This window comes from Methylococcus capsulatus str. Texas = ATCC 19069, from assembly GCF_000424685.1.
GTDB classification, from domain to species: domain Bacteria; phylum Pseudomonadota; class Gammaproteobacteria; order Methylococcales; family Methylococcaceae; genus Methylococcus; species Methylococcus capsulatus.
Window position 1 is genome coordinate 134200 of sequence record NZ_AUKJ01000018.1, and the last position, 19928, is coordinate 154127.

At 64.1% G+C, this 19928-nt stretch carries 17 protein-coding genes; 9 read left to right on the top strand and 8 right to left on the bottom strand.

Going from position 1 to position 19928, the window contains the following annotated elements; genetic code table 11:
* Positions 1-22: 22 nt before the first annotated feature.
* Both H156_RS0106745 and H156_RS0106750 read right to left on the bottom strand, forming a co-directional pair.
* Positions 23-2521 (bottom strand): glycogen/starch/alpha-glucan phosphorylase, encoded by a 2499-nt coding sequence (locus H156_RS0106745; protein ID WP_017365933.1) that lies wholly within the window; start codon positions 2519-2521, stop codon positions 23-25.
* Positions 2522-2588: 67 nt separating this feature from the next.
* Positions 2589-2963, bottom strand: a complete 375-nt coding sequence (locus tag H156_RS0106750; RefSeq protein ID WP_017365934.1) for a hypothetical protein — start codon at positions 2961-2963, stop codon at positions 2589-2591.
* Between the two features lie 97 nt (positions 2964-3060).
* On the opposite strand from H156_RS0106750, the gene H156_RS0106755 reads away from it, so the two are divergent.
* Positions 3061-3582, top strand: coding sequence for a hypothetical protein (locus H156_RS0106755; RefSeq protein ID WP_017365935.1), 522 nt, complete (start codon positions 3061-3063; stop codon positions 3580-3582).
* An 11-nt stretch (positions 3583-3593) separates the two neighbouring features.
* Complete coding sequence (locus H156_RS0106760; protein ID WP_017365936.1) at positions 3594-5204, top strand: Na/Pi symporter; 1611 nt, start codon at positions 3594-3596, stop codon at positions 5202-5204.
* A gap of 251 nt (positions 5205-5455) precedes the next feature.
* Here H156_RS0106760 and amrA read toward each other — a convergent pair whose 3' ends face one another.
* Entirely contained in the window at positions 5456-6040 is a 585-nt protein-coding gene (gene amrA / locus H156_RS0106765) for an AmmeMemoRadiSam system protein A (protein ID WP_017365937.1), read from the bottom strand.
* Positions 6009-6812, bottom strand: a complete 804-nt coding sequence (amrB, locus tag H156_RS0106770; RefSeq protein ID WP_017365938.1) for an AmmeMemoRadiSam system protein B — start codon at positions 6810-6812, stop codon at positions 6009-6011. Before amrB ends, amrA begins: the two co-directional genes overlap by 32 nt.
* Before the next feature lie 101 nt (positions 6813-6913).
* On the opposite strand from amrB, the gene amrS reads away from it, so the two are divergent.
* Genes amrS through H156_RS0106795 form a run of 5 tightly spaced genes read left to right on the top strand, consistent with a single transcriptional unit; the run spans position 6914 to position 11935 of the window.
* A complete protein-coding gene (gene amrS, locus H156_RS0106775; RefSeq protein ID WP_010959445.1) occupies positions 6914-8011 on the top strand; it encodes an AmmeMemoRadiSam system radical SAM enzyme in 1098 nt (365 codons plus the stop codon).
* A 41-nt stretch (positions 8012-8052) separates the two neighbouring features.
* Positions 8053-8664: a glutathione transferase GstA gene (gene gstA, locus H156_RS0106780; protein WP_017365939.1), complete on the top strand. Its 612-nt coding sequence runs from the start codon at positions 8053-8055 to the stop codon at positions 8662-8664.
* 56 nt (positions 8665-8720) lie between these two features.
* A complete protein-coding gene (locus tag H156_RS0106785; RefSeq protein WP_010959447.1) occupies positions 8721-9731 on the top strand; it encodes a lipase family protein in 1011 nt (336 codons plus the stop codon).
* 36 nt (positions 9732-9767) lie between these two features.
* Positions 9768-11567, top strand: a complete 1800-nt coding sequence (locus tag H156_RS0106790; RefSeq protein WP_238536891.1) for a patatin-like phospholipase family protein — start codon at positions 9768-9770, stop codon at positions 11565-11567.
* Between the two features lie 38 nt (positions 11568-11605).
* Positions 11606-11935, top strand: a complete 330-nt coding sequence (locus H156_RS0106795; protein WP_010959449.1) for a DUF1840 domain-containing protein — start codon at positions 11606-11608, stop codon at positions 11933-11935.
* Positions 11936-11942: 7 nt separating this feature from the next.
* Here the strand turns inward: H156_RS0106795 and H156_RS0106800 are convergent, their stop codons facing one another.
* From H156_RS0106800 to H156_RS0106810, 3 genes are read right to left on the bottom strand one after another with little or no spacing between them, the layout of a single operon-like run.
* A complete protein-coding gene (locus H156_RS0106800; protein ID WP_017365942.1) occupies positions 11943-12665 on the bottom strand; it encodes a DUF4403 family protein in 723 nt (240 codons plus the stop codon).
* Between the two features lie 54 nt (positions 12666-12719).
* Positions 12720-15806: an efflux RND transporter permease subunit gene (locus H156_RS0106805; RefSeq protein ID WP_017365943.1), complete on the bottom strand. Its 3087-nt coding sequence runs from the start codon at positions 15804-15806 to the stop codon at positions 12720-12722.
* Positions 15806-16690, bottom strand: a complete 885-nt coding sequence (locus H156_RS0106810) for an efflux RND transporter periplasmic adaptor subunit (protein WP_238536892.1) — start codon at positions 16688-16690, stop codon at positions 15806-15808. The genes H156_RS0106805 and H156_RS0106810 overlap by 1 nt, the downstream gene beginning before the upstream one ends.
* Before the next feature lie 280 nt (positions 16691-16970).
* Between H156_RS0106810 and H156_RS0106820 the strand changes: the two genes are divergently transcribed.
* Positions 16971-17453 (top strand): FKBP-type peptidyl-prolyl cis-trans isomerase, encoded by a 483-nt coding sequence (locus H156_RS0106820; protein WP_017365946.1) that lies wholly within the window; start codon positions 16971-16973, stop codon positions 17451-17453.
* A 42-nt stretch (positions 17454-17495) separates the two neighbouring features.
* Here H156_RS0106820 and rimO read toward each other — a convergent pair whose 3' ends face one another.
* Positions 17496-18809 carry a 30S ribosomal protein S12 methylthiotransferase RimO gene (gene rimO / locus H156_RS0106825; protein WP_010959453.1) on the bottom strand — a complete coding sequence of 438 codons (1314 nt, stop codon included), beginning with the start codon at positions 18807-18809 and terminating at the stop codon, positions 17496-17498.
* Between the two features lie 177 nt (positions 18810-18986).
* Here rimO and H156_RS0106830 point away from each other — a divergent pair, with 177 nt between their 5' ends.
* Positions 18987-19904, top strand: a complete 918-nt coding sequence (locus H156_RS0106830; RefSeq protein ID WP_010959454.1) for a methyltransferase domain-containing protein — start codon at positions 18987-18989, stop codon at positions 19902-19904.
* Positions 19905-19928: the final 24 nt, after the last annotated feature.

The window sequence follows — 19928 nt, forward strand, 5'->3', positions numbered from 1 at the left end:
AACGGCTGCGCCTCCTCCGCTTTCATGGGTCGGGGGTGAAGGGTTTCAGTTTCCAGATGTTCGCCGCGTACTCCCGTACCGCCCGGTCCGACGAAAACTTGCCCATGCGGGCGACGTTGAGGATGGACATGCGGGTCCAGTGCTGACAGTCACGGTAGGCGTGCCCCACCTGCTGCTGGCAGTTGACGTAGGGCCGATAGTCGGCCATCAGCAGATAATCGTCCCGTTCCAGCAGGTGCGCGGTGAGCGGTCGGAACAGCTCCCTGTCGCCGTGGGAGAACAGGCCGCTGTCGATCAGTTCGATGACGCCCCGCAGTTCCGGATCACCGTGGCAGTAGTCGCCGGGATTGTAGCCGTCGGCCCTGAGCCGGGCTGCCTGCTCGCAGGTCAGGCCGAACAGGAAGAAATTCTCCGCCCCCACCTCTTCACGGATTTCGACGTTGGCGCCGTCCAGCGTGCCGATGGTCAGCGCGCCGTTCAACGACAGTTTCATGTTGCCGGTGCCCGAGGCCTCCTTGCCGGCGGTGGAGATCTGCTCGGACAGGTCGGCCGCCGGGTAGATGTTCTGCGCGTGCTTGACGTTGTAGTCCGGCAGGAATACGACCTTGATGAGATCGCGCACCGCGGGGTCCTGATTCACGGTGTCTGCGACGGCGTTGATCAGCTTGATGATCAGCTTGGCCATGTAATAGCCGGGTGCGGCCTTGCCGCCGAACAGGAAGGTCCGGGGCGTGATCTGCAGTCTGGGATCGTGCTTGAGGCGCTGGTACAGCGTGATGATGTGCAGCACGTTCAGGTGCTGGCGTTTGTATTCGTGGATGCGCTTGACCTGGATGTCGAACAGCGAGGTCGGGTCGACCACGACACCGGTGCGGTCGCGGATGATCCTGGCCAGCCGGCTCTTGTTTTCCAGCTTGATCCGCATCCAGTCCTGCTGGAACCCGGCATCGCCGGCGAAAGCCTCCAGCTCCCTGAGCCGGTCCAGATCCGACAGCCAGCTGTCGCCGATGCACCCGTCGATCAGCCGGGTCAGTCCCGGATTGCTCAGCCCCAGGAAGCGCCGCGGCGTGACGCCGTTGGTCACGTTCTGGAAACGCTTCGGGTCGAGGTCGTGGAAGTCCGGGAAGAGCTGGGTCTTCACCAGCTCGGAGTGCAATTCCGCGACGCCGTTGACGGTGTGGCTCCCGACCATCGCCAGGTTGGCCATGCGCACGTATTTCTCGCCGCTTTCGTCGATGATCGACAGCCGCGCGATCTTGTCCTCGTCCCCTGGGAAACGGGTGCGGACCTCGTCGAGGAAGCGGCGGTTGATCTCGTAGACGATTTCCAGGTGCCGGGGCAGCACCGAGCCGAACAGCGGCAGCGGCCATTTTTCCAGGGCCTCCGGCAACAGCGTGTGATTGGTGTAGGAGAAGGTCCGGCGGGTGATGTCCCAGGCCCGCTCCCACGGCATGGCATATTTGTCCACCAATTGCCGCATCAGCTCCGCCACGGCAATGGCCGGGTGGGTGTCGTTGAGCTGGACACAGAACATCTCGTGGAAGCGCTCCAGCGTCGAGCCCCGCCGCAAGCACAGGCGGATCATGTCCTTGATCGAGCAGGCGACGAAGAAATACTGCTGTTCCAGGCGCAGGCGCTTGCCCTCGAGCTGCTCATCGTTGGGGTAAAGGACTTTCGAGATGTTCTCGGAAAAGACTTTCTCCTCCACCGCGCCGTAATAGTCGCCCCGGTTGAAGTCGGCGAAGTCGAACGACTGGGCCGCCTCCGCACTCCACAGCCGGAGCAGGACGCAGGAGTCGGACAAATAGCCGACGATGGGTGTGTCGTAGGGTACGCCGACCACCACGCGGTCCGGTATCCAGCGCACCCGGAAGGCGCCGTGCTGGTCGGTAAAAGTCTCGGTATGTCCGCCGATCTTGACCACCTGGGCGAAGTTCGGCCGCTTGATTTCCCAGACGTTGCCGGGCAGCAGCCATTTGTCGGTGGTCTCCACCTGCCATCCGTCCTTGATGGCTTGGTCGAAGATGCCGAATTCGTAGCGGATGCCGTAGCCCGTCGCCGGGTATCGCAGCGTCGCCAGGGAGTCCAGATAGCAGGCCGCGAGCCGCCCCAGGCCGCCGTTGCCGAGGCCCGGTTCCTCCTCCAGTCCAATGTACAGGTCGAGGTCCTGGCCGGCCAGTGCCTCGCGGGCATTGTCGGTGATGCCGAGATTGAGCAGGCTGTTGCCCAGATGCGGACCGGGGAGGAATTCCGCCGACAGGTAGGCGACCTGGCGTACGTCGGGGGCATTGCGTTTTTCGAACTGGCGGACCCAGCGCTGCATGATGCGGTCGCGCACCGACAGTGCGATGGCTTGGTACCAGTCCTCGGGCACCGCCGTTTCCAGGGGGCGACCCACGGCCAGTGTGAGGTTGTCGATGAAGGCGGCCTTGAGAATTTCCGGGCTCATGCCGGTGCGGGTGTGTTCCGCTGCATCCGGGGCCGGCGCGGTCTTTTTCGGGTCGGATTTCTTGCTTGCCATGGGGAGTTCCGGGTCGAGGAGGGTGTGTCGGCAATTTTCCCGATAAAGGGGCAAACGCTCGTCCCTGTCAAGATCGTGCCTGGAATCCGCCCAGCCGGGCGCCCTCCATCAACAGCGACTGCGCGGCTCGTTCGGGTTTGCCTTCCGCTGGCTGCCGTTGCAGATAGCGTCCGTCTGGCTGCAGGTCCCAGGCGTGGCGGTTGTCGTTCAGCAGGAAATCCAGCACCTGCTCGAGGTGGCGGACGGCGGCGGGGTCCTCCACCGGCGCGACTGCTTCGACGCGCTGGTCGAGGTTCCGCGTCATCCAGTCCGCGCTGCCGATGTAGATTTCGTCGGCGCCGGCCCGTTCCCAAAGGCGGAGCCAAGCGGTCAAACGCGGCAGGAACGGTACCGGACGTTTGTTAAGGCAGATTGACGGAAACGGATGTCTTTGCGGATTCATTCGTAACATCCGGCGTCGAAGCTCGGCTACCATGGGGCCGATGGCGTCTCCTTGATGCCGGTCGAGCCTTCTGGAGGCGGGGTTGCAGATGAGAGGTATGAGAAGCGGCGAGAAGCGGTCCGGATTCTACCGCCTCGCAGTGGTGGCGGGGATGCTGGCGGTTTGTTCCCATGCGCTTGCCGTTCCGGGCAAGATCGTCATCCTGCGCCACGGCGAAAAGCAGGACGACTGCGCATCTTGCGATGTCGGCAGGGAGCGCTTACCGGTGCCGGGCGTTCGGTATCTGGGCGGGAATACCGCCGATTCGGTTCTGCCGTCCGAAGGCCCGGCGGCCTTGCCCGCCATCACCCTGCACACGCTGGAAACCGTCTCGCCGGTGGCGAACATCCAGGGCAAGCCAGTCGTCACCTGTTCTGCCGTACCGTTGCCGGACCAGTCCGACGGGGAGAAAGACCCGCTGCTCAACAAGCTTGCCCGAGCCGCCGCCCGTGACGTGCTGAACGATCCGCCTTCCAACGACCGGGGGAAGAAACCCCGGGTCTCTCTCCGGCAGCGGGTGCGAGGAATGGACGCCGTAGTCCCCGCCATGCCGCTGCCGCGCAGCCCCCGAACCGCATAGCCACGCGTTCCATGGAATCCTTCGAGCAACTCGTCCTCGGCTTGGGCCTGTTCTTTCTCAGCCTCAGACTGATCGGCCAGAGCCTTTCCGAGTTGGGCGGCGGCGGGTTCCGCCGCGCGGTCGAGGCTGCCACCCATATCCCGCCGCTGGCTTCGATGCTCGGCATCATGAGCGGTGCGCTGACCCAGAGCGCCACCGCCGTGACTTTCATTCTGGCCAGCATGCTCGGCAGCGGCCTGATCAAGCCGGCGGCGGCCCGCCTCGTTGTCGTCTGGTCCAACGTCGGCCTCACCGCCCTGGCTTTTCTCGCCGCCGTCGACATCCATCCGCTGGTGGCCTATTTCGTCGGCGGGACCGGCATCGCCCTGGGTTCCGTGCGCGCCAAGCCCTGGAGTACCGTCGCCGCTGCCCTCCTCGGCGTCGGCCTGTTGCTGTTCGCGCTGGAAAACATGGGGGCAGGTGCCGCCCCGTTGAAGAACGAGTCCTGGTTCCGGGCAGGTCTGGATACGGCGCTGGCTTCGCCCTGGTTCGCCTTCGCCTGCGGCTTCGGTGCCGCGGCGCTGCTGCAATCCAACGCGGGGGCAACGATGCTGGTGATCACCTTGTGCGGGGCGGGGGCGATGCCGGTGTCCGCCGCGCTTCCGATGATATATGGCACCAACCTGGGAGCGATTCCGCTGCGGGCCATGCTGGCTCTCGGCATGCAAGGCGATGCCGTCCGTCTGGTCCGCACCGAGGACCTGTTCTGCCTCGCCAGCGGGCTGCTGATGATGGCGCTGTTCATGGGCGAGCACTTCGGCGTGCCCCTGGTGGGTGCTTTGGTGGCGGAACTGACGGCTTCTCCCTCTGGCCAACTCGCCGTGGCGTTTCTGCTCTCGAATCTGCTGCCAGCGCTGGCGCTCTCACCTTTCCTGCCCGCCTGCGCCCGCCTGCTCGACCGCTTCTGGCCGCCCGCGCCGGAAAAGGCGCTGGGCGAGCCGGCGTTCCTGTCCAGCCATGCACTCACGGATCCGCCGACTGCGCTCGATCTTCTCACGAAGGAACTGGGGAGGCTGCTCGGTTCTGTGCGGGTGGCGCCACGCCGACCGGACGGAAGAAAGCCGTCCGCCGATACCGACCCCGACCTGCTGGAGCCGGAATTCCTCCGGCTCGCCGCCGCCATCGAGAGCTTCTGCGTCAAGCTGGCCTTGCGCGACGGGCTCGGGCCGGCCGAGACCGCCCGTCTGTACCGATTCCGGACGGCGCTCGCCCTCGTGCGGCATGTCGCGGAAGCTTCCGCCGAGTTCTCCACCCATCTCGATGCCCTGCCCGGACCGGTCGAGGTGGTGGCCGCTCCTCTGCGAGCCCGGTTGGATCACCTGCTCACCCTGGCGGCGGGAGCGGTCACCACGCTGGACTCGGCAGCGATCGCCGAATTCCATGCGCAGACCCGCCGCCACGGCGAGCCGGTCACAGCGCTCCGGCAGGCGTATTCGGACGGGGTCGCGGCCCTGGAAACAGAGCAGAGCATCGAGGCCGGCACCTTGGATACGGACTTCGAGCTGTGCGTGTGGCTGTTGCACCGCTTCGCCAAACTGCTCCCAGACCTGGCTTTCAGGCCGATGGCCCATGCTTCAGGGTGACTCCGGCCCGCCTTCCTTTCCTCTCTTCCGCTCGGTCTCAACGGAGTTTTTCGCACGGGGCGTCTTCTTGAACGACCAGTCGACCCGAGTTGCCGCGATGACGCCGGCTCGAGTGCCGATCGCGGCGCGTTCGAGCGGGTTGGACCTGCCCAGTTCAGCAGCGGCCTGGCTGGCCTGGGTTTTTTTCAGGGTGGTTTTTCCGGGCAGTCGGCGATTGTGTGCAATTCTGGAAGAAGGCCAAGCGGGCGATATCAGGCCTGGTCGATGCTCTCGACCTGGTACCGGGAAATCCTCAATGTGTCCGACCAATAGTCCTCCGGCAAACCCGCCTTGAGCTTGAGCTGGCGCAAGAAGTCCTCCGGCCGCGGCAAGGCTTCCCACACGGAAGGCAGAAAGGTGCCGCGCAGGGGGCCTTCCTGAAGTATCAGGCCGTCGATGCCGGCCCTCAGTCGTCCGATCAGGTCGCGCTCGGAAAGGAAACTCATGGGTTCGGGCGGCGTGAGCAGGGAGACATGGATGTCCAGGCCGTCGATTTCGTCCGCCGTGACGGGCGGGAAGCGCGGGTCGCGGAAGGCGGCGGAAAAGGCATTGTCGGCCACGTCGACGGCGAGCGGTTTCAGCGCTTCCAGGCAGCCGATGCAGCCGCGCAGTGCGCCGCCTTTCTTCAGCGTGACGAAAGTCGCACGCCGCTCCTTAAGCCGGGAAGGCAGTCCTGCAAGGTCGACCGGGAGGGGGCTGCCGGTGGTGAGGCCGTGCCGGATCGACGCGCGGGCGAGGTCCAGCAGGTATCGCCGGTGTCCGGGTTCAAGCGGGCAAGGGCCCTGGTTCGATGACATAGGCTCCGTATCCTACGACGCTGTCCTTGGAACCGGCGGTATCGCCGGAATTGCGCAGATCGACCGTTTTCGCCGAAAGACCCCGGCGGCGCGCGGCGATGAGGAGGCCCGCCACAGGCAGCCGTCCGCAGGCGTCTTCGAAGCCGATCTCCTCGGGGTGCAGCGATTCGATGGCGTCGGAGGTCGCCCGGTCCATCCGCCGGGCCGTCGCATAATCGTGATAATGGCTCAAATCCGAACTGACGACGATGAGGGTTTCGTCCCCGCCCCACACCAGGTCGATCGCCTCGGCGACCTGGCCCGGCACTGCATCGCCCACCACGATCGGCACCAGTTTGAAATCTTCCAGCATTTCCTGCAGGAACGGCAGTTGGACTTCGAGGCTGTGTTCCAGTACATGGGCCTGGTCCAAAACGTGTACGAACGGCAGTGCGGCGAGTACCGACTGGGCTTCGAGGTCCAGCGGGATTTCGCCCAGGGGCGTCGCAAAGCTTTGGGTGCTGCTCAGTGCGAGCCCCCGGAAGGCGATGCGGTGCGACGGACCCAGCAGTACGACGCGCCGGATGCTGTGCCGCAAAGGCTTCAGCAGGACATAGGCGCTGGCGGCGACGGGGCCGGAATAGACGTAGCCGGCATGGGGGGCGATCAGCGCCTTGGGCGGTGTACCGGCGGTCTTCGCTTCGCCGAGGAAGCCCTGCAGCAGGGCGTGGAGCTGGCGGCGGTCTGCGGGGTAGAACAGGCCGGCGACGGCTGGAGCTCGAACGGATCGCATGGTGTCCTCCTGCTGTGCAATGAAGAAACACTTGCTTGGCGGCTACAGAATTCATACTGTAGTTCCGTCTGTCAACTTCCCGTCGTTCCCGGGGGTACGTCATGGACACCAACATCGATGCCGCGGAAGCCTTTCCCACTCGGTTCTGGCATGTTCTGGAGGATGGTCGTGTCCAATGCGATGTCTGTCCCCGCTTCTGCAAACTGCACGAAGGGCAGCGCGGTCTGTGCTTCGTGCGGGGCAACGTCGGCGGCAAGGTGGTGCTGCTGTCCTACGGCCGCTCCAGCGGGTTCTGCGTCGATCCCATCGAAAAGAAGCCGCTGAACCACTTCCTGCCGGGGACGCCGGTGTTCTCCTTCGGCACCGCCGGCTGCAATCTGGCCTGCAAGTTCTGCCAGAACTGGGACATCAGCAAGTCGCGCGAAATGGATTCGCTGCTGGACCGGGCCAGCCCCGAGGCGATCGCCAGGACCGCCAAGGCGCTGGGCTGCCGCAGCGTGGCCTACACTTACAACGACCCGGTCATTTTCCACGAATACACGATCGATACCGCGCGCGCCTGCCGCGAGCTCGGTATCAAGTCGGTCGCCGTCTCCGCCGGCTACCAGTGCGCGGAGCCGCGCGCCGAGTTCTATCGCCACATGGATGCCGCCAACATCGATCTGAAAGCGTTCACCGAGGACTTCTACCACAGGATTTGCGGCGGCCATCTGCAGCCGGTGCTGGAGACCCTGGAATACATCAAGCATGAGACGCAGGTCTGGTTGGAGATCACCACCCTGCTGATCCCGGACGAAAACGATTCCGAACGGGAGCTGGAGGCGCTGACCCAGTGGGTGGTGGAGAAGCTGGGGCCGGACGTTCCACTGCATTTCTCGGCCTTCCATCCCGACTGGAAGATGCTGAACAAGAGCGCCACGCCGCCCGCGACGCTGCTCGAGGCGCGGCGGATCGCCATGAAGAATGGGGTGCGCTACGCCTACGTCGGCAACATCCATCACAAAGAGGGGGACAGCACTTACTGCCACCATTGCGGACGGATGCTGATCGGCCGCGACTGGTACGAGCTGTCGGAGTGGAACCTCACGCCGGAAGGACGCTGCAACCGCTGCGGCACGCCCTGTGCCGGCGTGTTCGAGTCCGCGCCGGGGGACTGGGGCGCGAAGCGCATGCCCGTCAGCATGGCTGGACGTGTCTGACGGTAGCCCCCCTTCAAACACACCGAAACGAGGATGCACCCATGAAACTCTACTATTTCCCCGGTGCCTGTTCCCTGGCGCCCCACATCGTGCTGCGCGAAGCGGGTTTGGATTTCGAGCTGGAGAACGTCGATCTCGGCACCAAGAAGACCGGCAGCGGCGCGGACTTTCTCCAGGTCAATCCCAAGGGCTATGTACCGGCATTGCAGCTGGACGATGGCCAGGTGCTGACCGAGGACCAGGTCATCCTGCAATACCTCGCGGACCTCGCGCCCGAGTCCGGCCTGATGCCGCCGTCGGGGACGTTCGAGCGCTACCGGCTCCTGGAGTGGCTGGCCTTCATCTCCACCGAGATCCACAAAACCTTCGGCCCGTTCTGGAATCCGGAATCTCCCGAGGCCAGCAAGCAGATCGCACTCGGGCTGCTGTCGCGGAGGCTGGATTACGTGGAAGACCGGCTGGAGGCGGGTGGTCCCTGGCTGATGGGGGACCGCTACAGCGTGGCCGACGCTTATCTCTCTACCGTGCTGGGTTGGTGCGAATACCTCAAGATCGATCTCTCGAAGTGGCCGCGCATCCTCGCCTATCTTGAACGCAACCAGGCGCGGCCAGCAGTTCAGGCCGCTATGAAGGCCGAAGGGTTGATCCAATAAGTTAAGTCCCGCCGGCCGGAAGAGGCTTCCGCGGCGCTTGCCAACGTGGAGGGGATATGTCGACATTCGATCGAGGATTCGCGCGGCTGTTGCTCGAAATTTGCCGCTATACCTATGCCAAGGCGTTCGCTCTCGCCCCCGAGGAAGGCGATGCGCTCCAGTGGATCGAGCAGCAGGGAGGCAAACCCGATCCCGCCTCGTTGGAGCCCATACGAGGGGGGGATACCTCGGTGGCCTGCGTTTTCCGGTATCCGGACAAGAATGTCGTTGCCTACATGGGCACCAAGACCGAATTCGACAACGCCGTGAACGCCAAGGATTCGATCGAGGATTGGCTCAACAATTTCCGGGCGGCACCGGTGCCGTTCAAACTCGGCAAGGAACATCTCGGCCTGGACAAAGAGGTGGAGCTCCCCGGCCGGGTCCACGCGGGATTCCTTTCCGAGCTGAAAGCCGTCCAGGCCAAGGTCATCGACGTGTTGTCGAAAAACGGTGGCAAGGACAAACCCTTGTACCTCACGGGGCACAGTCAGGGTGGCGCCGAAGCCACGCTCGCGACGGTGGCGTTGCTCGCGGGCGGATTCAAGGTCGCGGCCACTTACACCTTCGCCGCACCGCGCGCCGGCGACCGGACCTTCGCAGACGCGGTTCCGGCCGAGTTTCCGTTCCACCGTATCGAATTCGGCGACGACATCGTTCCCCACGTTCCGCCGACACTGCTGAGCAGGTGGGTGAAGACGCTCGTCACCGTTCCGAGGCATTTGCCTTTGAAGCGCTTTGGTGTTCCGGTCAAGGTGAACGAGTTCCTGGAACTGAGCGTCCACGACCTGGGTTATGTGGGCGTCGGCCGCTTGTGCTACGGCAACCATGAAAGCGGCCAGTTACACGTGGACATGAGCGTCCGCCAGGAGGCCTCCCTGTTTCTGGGGCGCTTGACACGCCTGCTCCGGCATCCGGAACATTGGGCCGAGCACCACCACTTGGCCGGGACGCGGGCCGAGGTCTCCGCAGGCAAGAAAGGCAATTACACCGCCTTGGTCAGTGATTTCCCTATCGTCGAGGGCTAGCAGTCGCCCCGTCTCGTCTCGCTGGAGGCCGTAACGATGAACCACGACGCTCCCTTTACGATCCGAAACACCGATAGATTGGGCTTGGCTCTGTCCGGGGGCGGGTTCCGAGCCGCGCTGTTCCATCTCGGCGTTCTGGCGAAAATGGCGGAACTCGATTTATTGCGACATGTGCAGATGCTCTCGACCGTGTCCGGCGGTTCCATCATCGGCGCGATGTATTATCTGAAGGTAAAACAGTTACTGGAACACGAGCGCACGGATGGGGTCATACCGTCCACACCCGGTGCCTACGTCAAGATAGTCCAGGAGCTGGAAACGGAATTCTTGAAAGGAGTCCAGACCAACTTGCGCGTGCGTGCCCTGCTGAACCCCATCAAAAATGCGAAGATGTTCATCAGCGACGATTATTCGCGCAGTGACCGCATGTCGGAGTTATATAACGAGACATTCTACCGCCCCATCCAGAGACCTGGGAAAGAGACATTGCGGGACTGGCTGCAAGATGCGCTGAGCCTAAAGGATTGCAGAGACATATTTCTCAAGGATCTCAAAATCGTCCCCAAGGGCGAACGGCCCGGATTCGATGTTGCCTTGCATAACCGGGACGCCGAGCACAAGATTCCCGTATTGAATATCAACGCGACGACGCTGAACTCCGGCGACAACTGGGTATTCACGGCGTCTTACGTCGGCGTGGCTTCATCGGATCGCTATCCGAGAATAAGTTTCGCCAATCCCAACGATCCCGGCTTGTCACCGGAGCAAAACAAAAAGCGTGCGGCCATATTGAACAAGCTGACCCTATCCGATGCAGTTGCGGCTTCCGCCTGCGTGCCAGCGTTGTTTGCGCCGTTTGCGATTCACGATTTATACGGAGAAAAAGACGTCATCGAATTGGTGGATGGCGGCGTATTCGACAACCAGGGCTTGACAGCGCTAACCGATGGAAAATGCACGCACATCATCTGCAGCGATGCCAGCGGGCAGTTGTGCCATGACCGCAGCCCTGCAAGCGGCATGGCTTCCGTGTTCATGCGTTCAAACGATGTGTTGATGAAACGGGTGCGGGACCTCATCGTTCGGGAGCTGGAGATGAAAGAGGGCGGCAAAACCGTCGATGCGCGTTTCTGGCATCTCAGGGAGGGGTTTGGCGGCACGCCGTATTTCCGGAGCTTCTCTCCGCCTCCCGACAGCAGCGATTACAACCAGACCGGTGCGGACAACGGGCAAATATTTCTGCTCTCGGCGATACGTACCGATCTGGATGCCTTCGCCGATATCGAAGCCAACGCTCTGATGTATGACGGTTATTGCTTGTGCGATAGATTCCTCAACCAATCCGAAGGCTTGAAGAATCCGCCGTCTCTCCCCTGGGGTTTTTATTCCGTCATGACGAGTCCCACGCTGGATAGCTGCAGACTGACCCATTGTCTTGCCGTGGGCGGTGACATGTTTTTCAAGGTGTTCCGCTTGACCGATACGAAAGGGAAATTGTTGGGAGCAGGTTTGGGACTGGTCGTCCTTCTGAGTATCTGGGCTTTCGTCTATGAAGCGTTGACCGTCTACGCCGATCGAATCCAGGGGGCATTGGCTGCGCCCGGGTGGACGGCGGCGGTCGTCGTCTTCGGCATGGCGGGATGGACGCTGATGAAGAAGCTGCCGCATCCTGTGCAGCATTGGCAGAAGTGGCTTGCCGAGGGCGTTAGAACGGTGCGCACCGGAAACGTGTTGGGTCTGGTTTATCCCCTCGCCATCGTTGGCAGCCTGGTTTCCATCGTGGCCTTTTTCTATCTGAAAGTAATCAATCCCAGATATCTGAAGCTTGGCCGATGAACTCCGCAGCCATGGCCATTTGACATACCGGCACGTTCATGTTGATAACCTTTGAAAGCAAAGTCGGGCGGGTGACGATGTTCGGCGATGTCGCTCTGCACCTGCTCAGGATGATGGGAAATACGGGTACGGTGCCGGGTGCCCTGCTGGCCAGGGACATCCCGGTGGCGCTCGAGAAGCTCGAACAGGGGCTGGCGGCCGAAGCAGCCCCGGTCTCCACTTCCTCCGAAGACGAGGAAGAGGAAAGGCAGGAAAAGCCGAACCTGCGGGTGCGGGCCTTCCCGCTCATCGGGCTGCTCAAGGATTCGCTGAAACATGGCTGCGACCTACTGTGGGAGCAGGAAGGGAAGGCTCCGCTCAAGTTCTGAGGCGGCGTCAGTTTCCGTTCTCCTGGTACAGCCGTTCGATCTGTTTCTTCACCATTTCGCAGGTCGCCTGCAGTTTCAGTGACTCGACCGCGTCCTGCAAGGTCTTCTCGAAATGGCTCCTCACGAGATCGCCCACCTTCACCTGCAGTCCGCCCACGAGCTCGATTTCCGGCTCTTCCCGCCATTCGATGCCGGTCGACACCGCGTTGATCGTGCAGCCGTCGGCGGGATCGATGCCCACGTCGGCCCAGGCATCGACCGCTCCGGTGAATTTCCGGCTGTCGAGCTTCAGGCTTTTGAAGTCCTCGCTGGAGGCCGCCGCTTCGCCGGTGAACCGGACGGGGATGGAGACATGGAAGAGGTTCCCGTTGCGGGTGACGGACGGCTGGCCTTCCGTCACGACCTGGACGTTCCATTCAGTATCGGCGCAGGTCTCCAGGCCGAGGATCTTTTTGCAGACCTTTTTCCGTCCACCCGAGTGAATCCTGGCAGGCTCTTTCAGCAGATCCACCGGCTTCCGGGCTTCGGTGGGGGCATCTGGCGCCGTTTGCTGCTCCGGCGCGGCGAGTGGTATGGGGGTGGGTGCCGGACTGACGGGCGGCGCCGGTACCGACATCCGTGCCTGGGCGCGCTTCGCTTCGTTCGCCAGGCGCTGGCGTACCCCCATGTGCCATGAAAACGCGAATACGGCGGCGAGGACGATCGACGCCGCCAGGATTTTTTTGATCATCGAGCGGTCGATCCTCGAGGCGAAAGGGGACGGTTCGGTCTCACGGGCGACATTCTACCGGTTTTCGAAAGAGCCTCCCCAGCGCAGCAGCATTGCCGGCAGCAACGCGAGATTGAGGCAGGTGGAAGACAGCAGGCCGCCGATGATGATGGCCGCCATCGGTCCCATGATTTCCAGTCCCGGGTCGTCGCTGCCGCTGGCGATGGGCAGCATCGCCAGCGCGGTCACCAGCGCCGTCATCAGAATCGAAGGCAGGCGTTCCTGGGCACCCCGCACGGCGGTGTCGAGATTCCATGTCTGCCTTTCCCTCTCGACCAGATGACGGTAATGCGAAAGCAGCATGATGGTGTTGCGGACGGTGATGCCGAACAGAGTCACGAAACCTACCAGCGCGCCCACCGAAAGGCTGGCGCCGGAAATCCCTGCTGCCAGCACCCCGCCAGCCAGTGAGAACGGCAGGTTGGCCAGGACGATGGCGGTATGGCGTAAACGGCCTATGGCGAGATAGGTGAGCACCAGCACGCCGCCGCCAGCCAGGCAGGCGCGGGCGATCAGTTCGCGCCGGGCGACGCCCTGTTCCATCGCGGCGCCGGTTATTTCCGCATAGACGCCGGTCGAACGTCCCAGCACCGCATCCAACCGGGCCCGCAATTCCTCCACGAACGAGGCCAGGTCGCGCCCCTCGACGCCGGCGGTCACGGTCTGGATGCGGCGGCCGCCGCCGTGCAGGATGTTGTAGCGATCCCCGGTTTCGGAGATTTCGGCCACCTCGCCGAGGGATACGAGCGTACCGTCCTGGCTTTTGAGCGGCAGTTCGCGCAGGCTGTCGAGCGACTGCCGCAAATCCGGCCGGAGGATGACGGACGTTTCGACGATACGCTGGCCGAGGGGGAAGTGGCCGACGGTCCGGCCGGCGAAAGCGGTGTCGACGGCATCCATGACGTCTCCCGGACGTAGTCCCCACACCTGGAGCTGATCGGGCCGCAGCCGGATTTCCGCCAGCGGCGAGCCGGGCGGCGACCGCAGCTGCACGTCCGTGGCTCCAGCCATCCTGCCGATTTCGTCGGCGAGCTCGCGCGCCTTCCGGTCCAGCAGATCCAGGTCTTCACCGTACAGATTGACTGCGACCGGCGAGGTGTAGCCCGAAATCGTTTCGTTGACCCGTTCGGTGAGGAAGGTGTTCACCTCGGCCCGTATCCCGGGGAAGCCCGCCAGTAGTCCGCGCAGCCGCTCCAGCACCTTCTGTTGTCCGCTGCCGGACATCGGTTGGAGGCGCACCTCGTATTCGCTGTAATGGCTGCCGTAGGTATCGGCGCCGCGCTCGGCCCGTCCCGCCCATTGCGAGACGGATTCCACCCCGGGGATCCGCAGGATCTCGCGGACGACCAGTCCGCCAAGGCGCAGCGATTCCTGCAGCGAGGTGCCGGGCAGGCTCGTGGTGTGCACGATGTAGTGCCCCTCGCGCAGGTGCGGCAGGAAGTCCCCGCCCAGCCCAGGGGCAAGCGCGGTCGCCAGGAGGCAGGCCGCGAGGCTGCCGGCCGCGAGCCGGGCCGGCTGCTTCGCGGCCCACCGCAGCCAGCGTCCATAAAGCGGTTGCAGCCAGCGGATCAGCGGCGGCGTTTCCGCCGCCTCTTTCGAACCCGTCAGCAGGGCGACGCAAAGCGCAGGCGTGACCGTCAGTGCGGTCGCCAGCGAGATCAGGATGGCGATGATGTAGGCGTAGCCGAGCGGCGCGAACAGACGGCCGGCGACGCCGCCCAATCCCAGCAGCGGCAGGAATACCAGGGCCACGATGAAGCTGGCGTAGACCACCGACCCGCGGACTTCCAGTGATGCCTCGTAAACGACCGTGAGCGCGGGGCGGGGGGCGGCAGCGGCGCGGTTTTCCCGCAGTCGCCGGAAGATGTTCTCGGTGTCGATGATGGCGTCGTCGACGACTTCGCCCAGGGCGATGGCCAGTCCTCCCAGCACCATGAGGTTCAGGTTGACGCCGAAAGCCTGGAGCACCACGAAGGCGCCCAGCAGTGAAAGCGGGATCGCCGCTGCCGAGATCAGAGCGGTGCGAAGGTCATACAGGAAGGCGTAGAGTACCGCCATCACCAGCAGCCCGCCCGCCAGCAGGTGAGCGCCGAGGTTGTCCAGCGCCCGCTCGATATAGTCGGCGGGGCGGAACAGTCTGGGATGCAGTGTCGCGCCTCGTGCGGCGAGCATCGGGGCGAGTTCCGCCAGGCCGCGTTCCACGCCGCGCGATACCTCGAGGGTGTTGGCGCCATACTGGCCGATCACCATCATGACGATGCCGGCGGCGCCATTGACTGCGGCCGCGCCGATCGGCGGCCTGGGCCCGAAACGGACCGTCCCGACGTCCCGCAGCTTGAGCACCGCGCCGGGCGAACGGTTGAGGATGACGTTGCCGAGGCTTTCCGGACCGAGCGGGACGCCCGTGACCTGAAGGGCCAAACGCTGGTTCTCGTTCTCCACGAAGCCGGCGCCCTGGGTGCGGAACGACTGGCGCACCGCCAGGCTCACGGCGTTGAGGTCGAGACCGAAGCGCTTGAGCCGTGCGGGATCGACTTCCACCTGCAACTGCTGTACTGCGCCACCGAAGACATTGACGTCGGCGACTCCCGGCACGGCGAGGAGGCGCGGCGTCATCACCCAGTCCGCCAGCGTCCGCAGTTCCATGGGGCCGAGGGTCTCCGAAGTCAAGCCGAACGTCTGCACCGTCGCCGAGGAGGAGGACAACGGCACCAGGACCGGCGTCCCCGCGCCTTCCGGAAGCTGACCGGCCAGCAGCGCCAAGCGTTCACTCACCAGTTGCCGGTCGCGGTAGATGTCGGTCTCCTCGGCGAATACCGCCGTTACCACCGACAGACCCTGGATCGACTCCGAGCGCAGGGTTTCCAGTCCGACGATGCCGGCCAGCTTTCGCTCGATGGGTAGGGTCAGGAGGATCTCGACCTGCCGGGTGGTGAGGCCCGGGGCTTCGGTCTGCACCACCACCCGCTTGGCGGAAAATTCGGGAAAGATGTCCAGTTTCGCCGTCGCCGCACGGTACAGGCCGTAGGCCGCCAGCAGCACCGCGAGCGCGATCACGACACCGCTGCGGCACACCGCGAAGCGGACCAAGGCGCCCAGCATCAGTCGTCCTCTTCGGGGATCGCGTGGCGCTGTTCCTCCGACAACAGCAGCTGCGCCCCCCGCGTCACCAGCGAAGCGCCTGGCTCTATCCCTTCGTCGACGAACCAGGCGTCGCCGTAGTCGCGATGAGCATCGATCGGCCTTCGCACGAAACGGTCTGCGCCGATCTGCAGGTAGACCCAGGGCCGGCCCTCGTGCCAGATCTGCGCCGAGCGGGGAATGACGACGCCGCTCAGCTTTTCGGCGGAGGCCGGAATCCATGCCTCGATACGCATGCCGGTACGCAACTTGCGGGCATCGGTGTGAAAGAACCAGGTTTCCCCTTGCACGATGTCGTCGGTCTTCGGCGCCGCCGAGACCAGTTCGGCGGGCTGTGCCGCCTGCCGGTCACCTTCCCGCGCCACCATGATACGGGCGGCGTCCGCAGGCAGCGCCTGGCCGTGGTGCAGGGTGACCAGGAGCAGCACCCGGCGCCGTTGCAGCAGATCGTCGAACAAGCGGGAGTCCCCGGCCACGGCGGCCTGGAACAGCTCCGTGCCCCACGCCTGCAGACCTTCCTCCTGCAACTCCCGGACATGCTGGCGCGCCGTCACGGCCCGTGCCTCGTCGGCGGCGAGTTGGGATTCGGCGTGGATCAGTTCGCGGGTGGCGACGATGGCCTCGCCGTGCAGGCTGGCGAGCCGGTCACGGTTCTTGCGGGCGAGCCGCAGCGCGGCATCGGTGATCTTGGCCTCGGCCTGGGCGGCGCGGTAGCGCGAGCGCAGTTCGAGCAATGGCTGGAGATCCACGATGCGGCCCAGTGATCTCGTTTCGGGCCGGTACTCGACGGCATCCAGGACGCGCGTTTCGATGCCAGCGAGTCGCTGCCGTGCAGGTTCGAGCACGACCCCGGTTTGCTGCACCGGTATTTCGAAAGCCGTCCCGGCCTCGTCGCCTGCGGCGCCGGAAAGGAAACAACAAAGCAGGACGGCCGCGCGCGTGGGGCGGGGCGTCCGGTGGATATACGGCATCGGCGGGGAGCGGAGGTATACTCGGAAAGGCCCGGCGCCCGGTCAGACGGCGAAGGACAGGGGAAACTGGCCGTCATCAGCCGCGACAACGAAAGCCTGTCTGCATTCGAGGAAAAAGACTATGATGGCGACTCCAATCTCAGCAGGTGTTCCCATGCAAATCTCTCCCCACAAGGTTGTCCTCATCCACTATACCCTAACCAACGACGAGGGAGACGTTCTCGACAGCTCCAGCGCGGACGAGCCGCTGGCTTACATCCACGGGATGGGCAACATCATCTCCGGCCTCGAGGATGCGCTGACCGGCCGGGTGGTCGGCGACAGCTTCAACGTCACCATCCCCCCGGAGGAGGCCTACGGCCTGCACGACGAGAACCTGGTCCAGGCGGTACCGCGGCACGCCTTCGAGGGCGTCGACGAAATCCTGCCGGGCATGCAGTTCCATGCCGAGTCCAACGAAGGCATGCAGATCGTGACCGTGCTGGAAGTGCTGGAAGACGAGGTGGTGCTGGACGGCAACCATCCCATGGCCGGCATGACCCTGCATTTCAACGTCGAAGTCGCCGGCATCCGCGATGCCACGCCCGAAGAGCTCGAACACGGCCACGTCCATGGTCCCGGCGGTCATCACCACTGATTCGGCAAGGCTGGCGGCTTCCCGGGGAGTCGTCTCGAAGCGCTAGTCGGCCAGGCGGGCCCAAAGATCGTGCGCGTCCGCGTCCTCGAAGGTGGCTTCCACGAATTCGCCGACCTCGAGGTGGGTGGCGCCATCGATGAAGACCTGACCGTCGATCTCCGGGGCATCGGCCCGGCGGCGGGCGACCGCGCCCTCTTCCACCACTTCGTCCACCAGCACCGTCTCGGTCCGTCCGATTCTCGTCCGCAGCCGCGCCGCGCTGATGCGCTCCTGCACCTCCATGAGACGGGCATGGCGCTCGGCTTTCACCTCGGCCGGCACTGGATCGGGCAGGGCGTTGGCCGCCGCGCCTTTCACCGGCGAGTATTCGAAGCAGCCGACCCGGTCGAGCCGGGCTTCCTCCAGGAAGTCGAGCAGTTCGCGGAACTCGTCTTCGGTCTCGCCGGGGAAGCCGACGATGAAGGTGCTGCGCAAGGTGAGTTCCGGGCAGACCTCACGCCAGCGGCGGATGGCGGCGAGGATGTTTTCCGTCGCTGCGGGCCGTTTCATCGCTTTCAGGACCCGCGCACTGGCGTGCTGAAACGGGATGTCCAGATAGGGCAGGAGTCGTCCTTCCGCCATCAGCGGGATCACTTCGTCCACATGGGGATACGGATAAACGTAGTGCAGCCGGATCCAGACGCCCAGATCGCCCAGCGCCCGCGCCAGTTCCTGGAAGCGCGTGCGCAGCGGCCGTCCGCCCCAGAAACCGGTGCGGTAGCCTAGATCCGCCCCATAGGCGCTGGTGTCCTGTGATACCACCAGGATTTCCTTCACGCCAGCGGCGACCAGCCGTTCGGCTTCGGTCATGACCTCGCCGATCGGCCGGCTCACCAGATCCCCGCGCAGCGCGGGGATGATGCAGAAGCTGCAGCGGTGATTGCAGCCTTCCGAGATCTTGAGGTAAGCGTAATGGCGCGGGGTCAGCCGGACGCCCTGTGGCGGCACCAGGTCCATGAAGGGATCGTGCAGCGGCGGAAGGTGTTCGTGCACTGCGTTCATGACTTCTTCATAGGCATGGGCGCCGGTCACTTTCAAGACCGCAGGATGGCGCGCCTGGATTTCCTCCGGCCGTTCGCCGAGACAGCCGGTGACGATCACCTTGCCGTTTTCCGCCACGGCTTCGCCGATGGCTTCGAGCGACTCCTCCACCGCCGCGTCGATGAAGCCGCAGGTATTCACGACCACCAGATCGGCGTCCTGATAGGTCGGCACGATGGCGTAGCCCTCGGCACGCAACTGGGTGATGATGCGCTCGCTGTCCACGAGCGCCTTGGGACAGCCAAGGCTGATGAAGCCGATTCGGGGGAGTTTCATGTCGGGATGGATTCGGCCGCTCGATGCGGGGGGAGTTCGAAGTATGGGAGAACGACCGGTCATTTTAACGGTTGCTGAGCCCGGAACTCCATCAAGACATGCCTTGGTCGAGAATTCCGGGGTACACTTTGCGTTTTTGCTGCATCGGGCACGAGGCGAGCAGCTCTGGAATGACCCATGTATTATCTCGAACCCAACAAAGATTACCGCAACGACTCCCTGCGCAAGGGCGCCGAGTTTTCCGAAGCCGAAATCCGTATCGACACGGCCAGGCATTACGACGACTGTTACTGGGACTACCGCACCGCCTGGTTCGACAACGAGAACCTGGCGCTGCACTACGGCTACTGGGAAGAAGGGATCAAGACCCACAGCCAGGCCCTCATCAACAAGAACCGCATCATGGCCGCGATCGCGGGGATCGAGGCTGGCGACCACGTGCTGGATGCCGGCTGCGGCATCGGCGGCAGTTCCATCTGGCTAGCCAAGCACGTCGGAGCCCGGGCCACCGGCATCACCGTCAGTGAGCAACAGGTCGAGCACGCCCGGCGTAACGCCCGGCGGCACGGCGTCGCAGACAAGACCGAATTCCAGGTGGCGGACTTCTGCCAGACGCCGTTTCCGGACGCCGTCTTCGACGTGGTCTGGGCCGTCGAGAGCAGTTGCTACGCCACGGACAAGCGCGATTTCTTCCGCGAAGCTTACCGGGTGCTCAAGCCGGGCGGCACCCTCATCGCCTGTGATGGCTATGCCGCCCGGCGCGAGTTCGACGAAGCCGAATGGCGGGCGGTGATGGACTGTCTGAACGGCTGGGCGGTGCCCAACCTGTCCACCGTGGAGGAGTTCCATGCCGGCATGGAGGAATGCGGCTTCCGTGAAATCCACGTCACCGAAGCGACCCGGGAAACCCTGCCTTCGTCCCGCCGCATGTATCTCACCGCGCGCTGGACCGCCCCGATGCAATGGATCATGCATTGGCTGGGGCTGCGCAAGAAGGCCCAGACCGCCAACTACAAGGTGGCACTGGCGCAGTGGAAGGTATTCAGCGAGGGCATGGTGCGTTACTGCATTTTCCGCGCGGAAAAACCCGTGTAAGCTGAAGCCGTCGTGGGCCCGGGG

What these genes read in the sequence shown, in the direction of transcription:
- H156_RS0106805 (WP_017365943.1), bottom strand. Translation starts at nt 15,806, where the DNA reads ATGCTGGGCGCCTTGGTCCGCTTCGCGGTGTGCCGCAGCGGTGTCGTG.
- H156_RS0106760 (WP_017365936.1), top strand. Translation starts at nt 3,594, where the DNA reads ATGGAATCCTTCGAGCAACTCGTCCTCGGCTTGGGCCTGTTCTTTCTC.
- H156_RS0106750 (WP_017365934.1), bottom strand. Translation starts at nt 2,963, where the DNA reads ATGAATCCGCAAAGACATCCGTTTCCGTCAATCTGCCTTAACAAACGT.
- amrS (WP_010959445.1), top strand. Translation starts at nt 6,914, where the DNA reads ATGGACACCAACATCGATGCCGCGGAAGCCTTTCCCACTCGGTTCTGG.
- amrB (WP_017365938.1), bottom strand. Translation starts at nt 6,812, where the DNA reads ATGCGATCCGTTCGAGCTCCAGCCGTCGCCGGCCTGTTCTACCCCGCA.
- H156_RS0106830 (WP_010959454.1), top strand. Translation starts at nt 18,987, where the DNA reads ATGTATTATCTCGAACCCAACAAAGATTACCGCAACGACTCCCTGCGC.
- H156_RS0106745 (WP_017365933.1), bottom strand. Translation starts at nt 2,521, where the DNA reads ATGGCAAGCAAGAAATCCGACCCGAAAAAGACCGCGCCGGCCCCGGAT.
- H156_RS0106820 (WP_017365946.1), top strand. Translation starts at nt 16,971, where the DNA reads ATGCAAATCTCTCCCCACAAGGTTGTCCTCATCCACTATACCCTAACC.
- H156_RS0106800 (WP_017365942.1), bottom strand. Translation starts at nt 12,665, where the DNA reads ATGATCAAAAAAATCCTGGCGGCGTCGATCGTCCTCGCCGCCGTATTC.
- H156_RS0106755 (WP_017365935.1), top strand. Translation starts at nt 3,061, where the DNA reads ATGAGAAGCGGCGAGAAGCGGTCCGGATTCTACCGCCTCGCAGTGGTG.
- H156_RS0106790 (WP_238536891.1), top strand. Translation starts at nt 9,768, where the DNA reads ATGAACCACGACGCTCCCTTTACGATCCGAAACACCGATAGATTGGGC.
- amrA (WP_017365937.1), bottom strand. Translation starts at nt 6,040, where the DNA reads ATGTCATCGAACCAGGGCCCTTGCCCGCTTGAACCCGGACACCGGCGA.
- H156_RS0106785 (WP_010959447.1), top strand. Translation starts at nt 8,721, where the DNA reads ATGTCGACATTCGATCGAGGATTCGCGCGGCTGTTGCTCGAAATTTGC.
- rimO (WP_010959453.1), bottom strand. Translation starts at nt 18,809, where the DNA reads ATGAAACTCCCCCGAATCGGCTTCATCAGCCTTGGCTGTCCCAAGGCG.
- H156_RS0106795 (WP_010959449.1), top strand. Translation starts at nt 11,606, where the DNA reads ATGTTGATAACCTTTGAAAGCAAAGTCGGGCGGGTGACGATGTTCGGC.
- gstA (WP_017365939.1), top strand. Translation starts at nt 8,053, where the DNA reads ATGAAACTCTACTATTTCCCCGGTGCCTGTTCCCTGGCGCCCCACATC.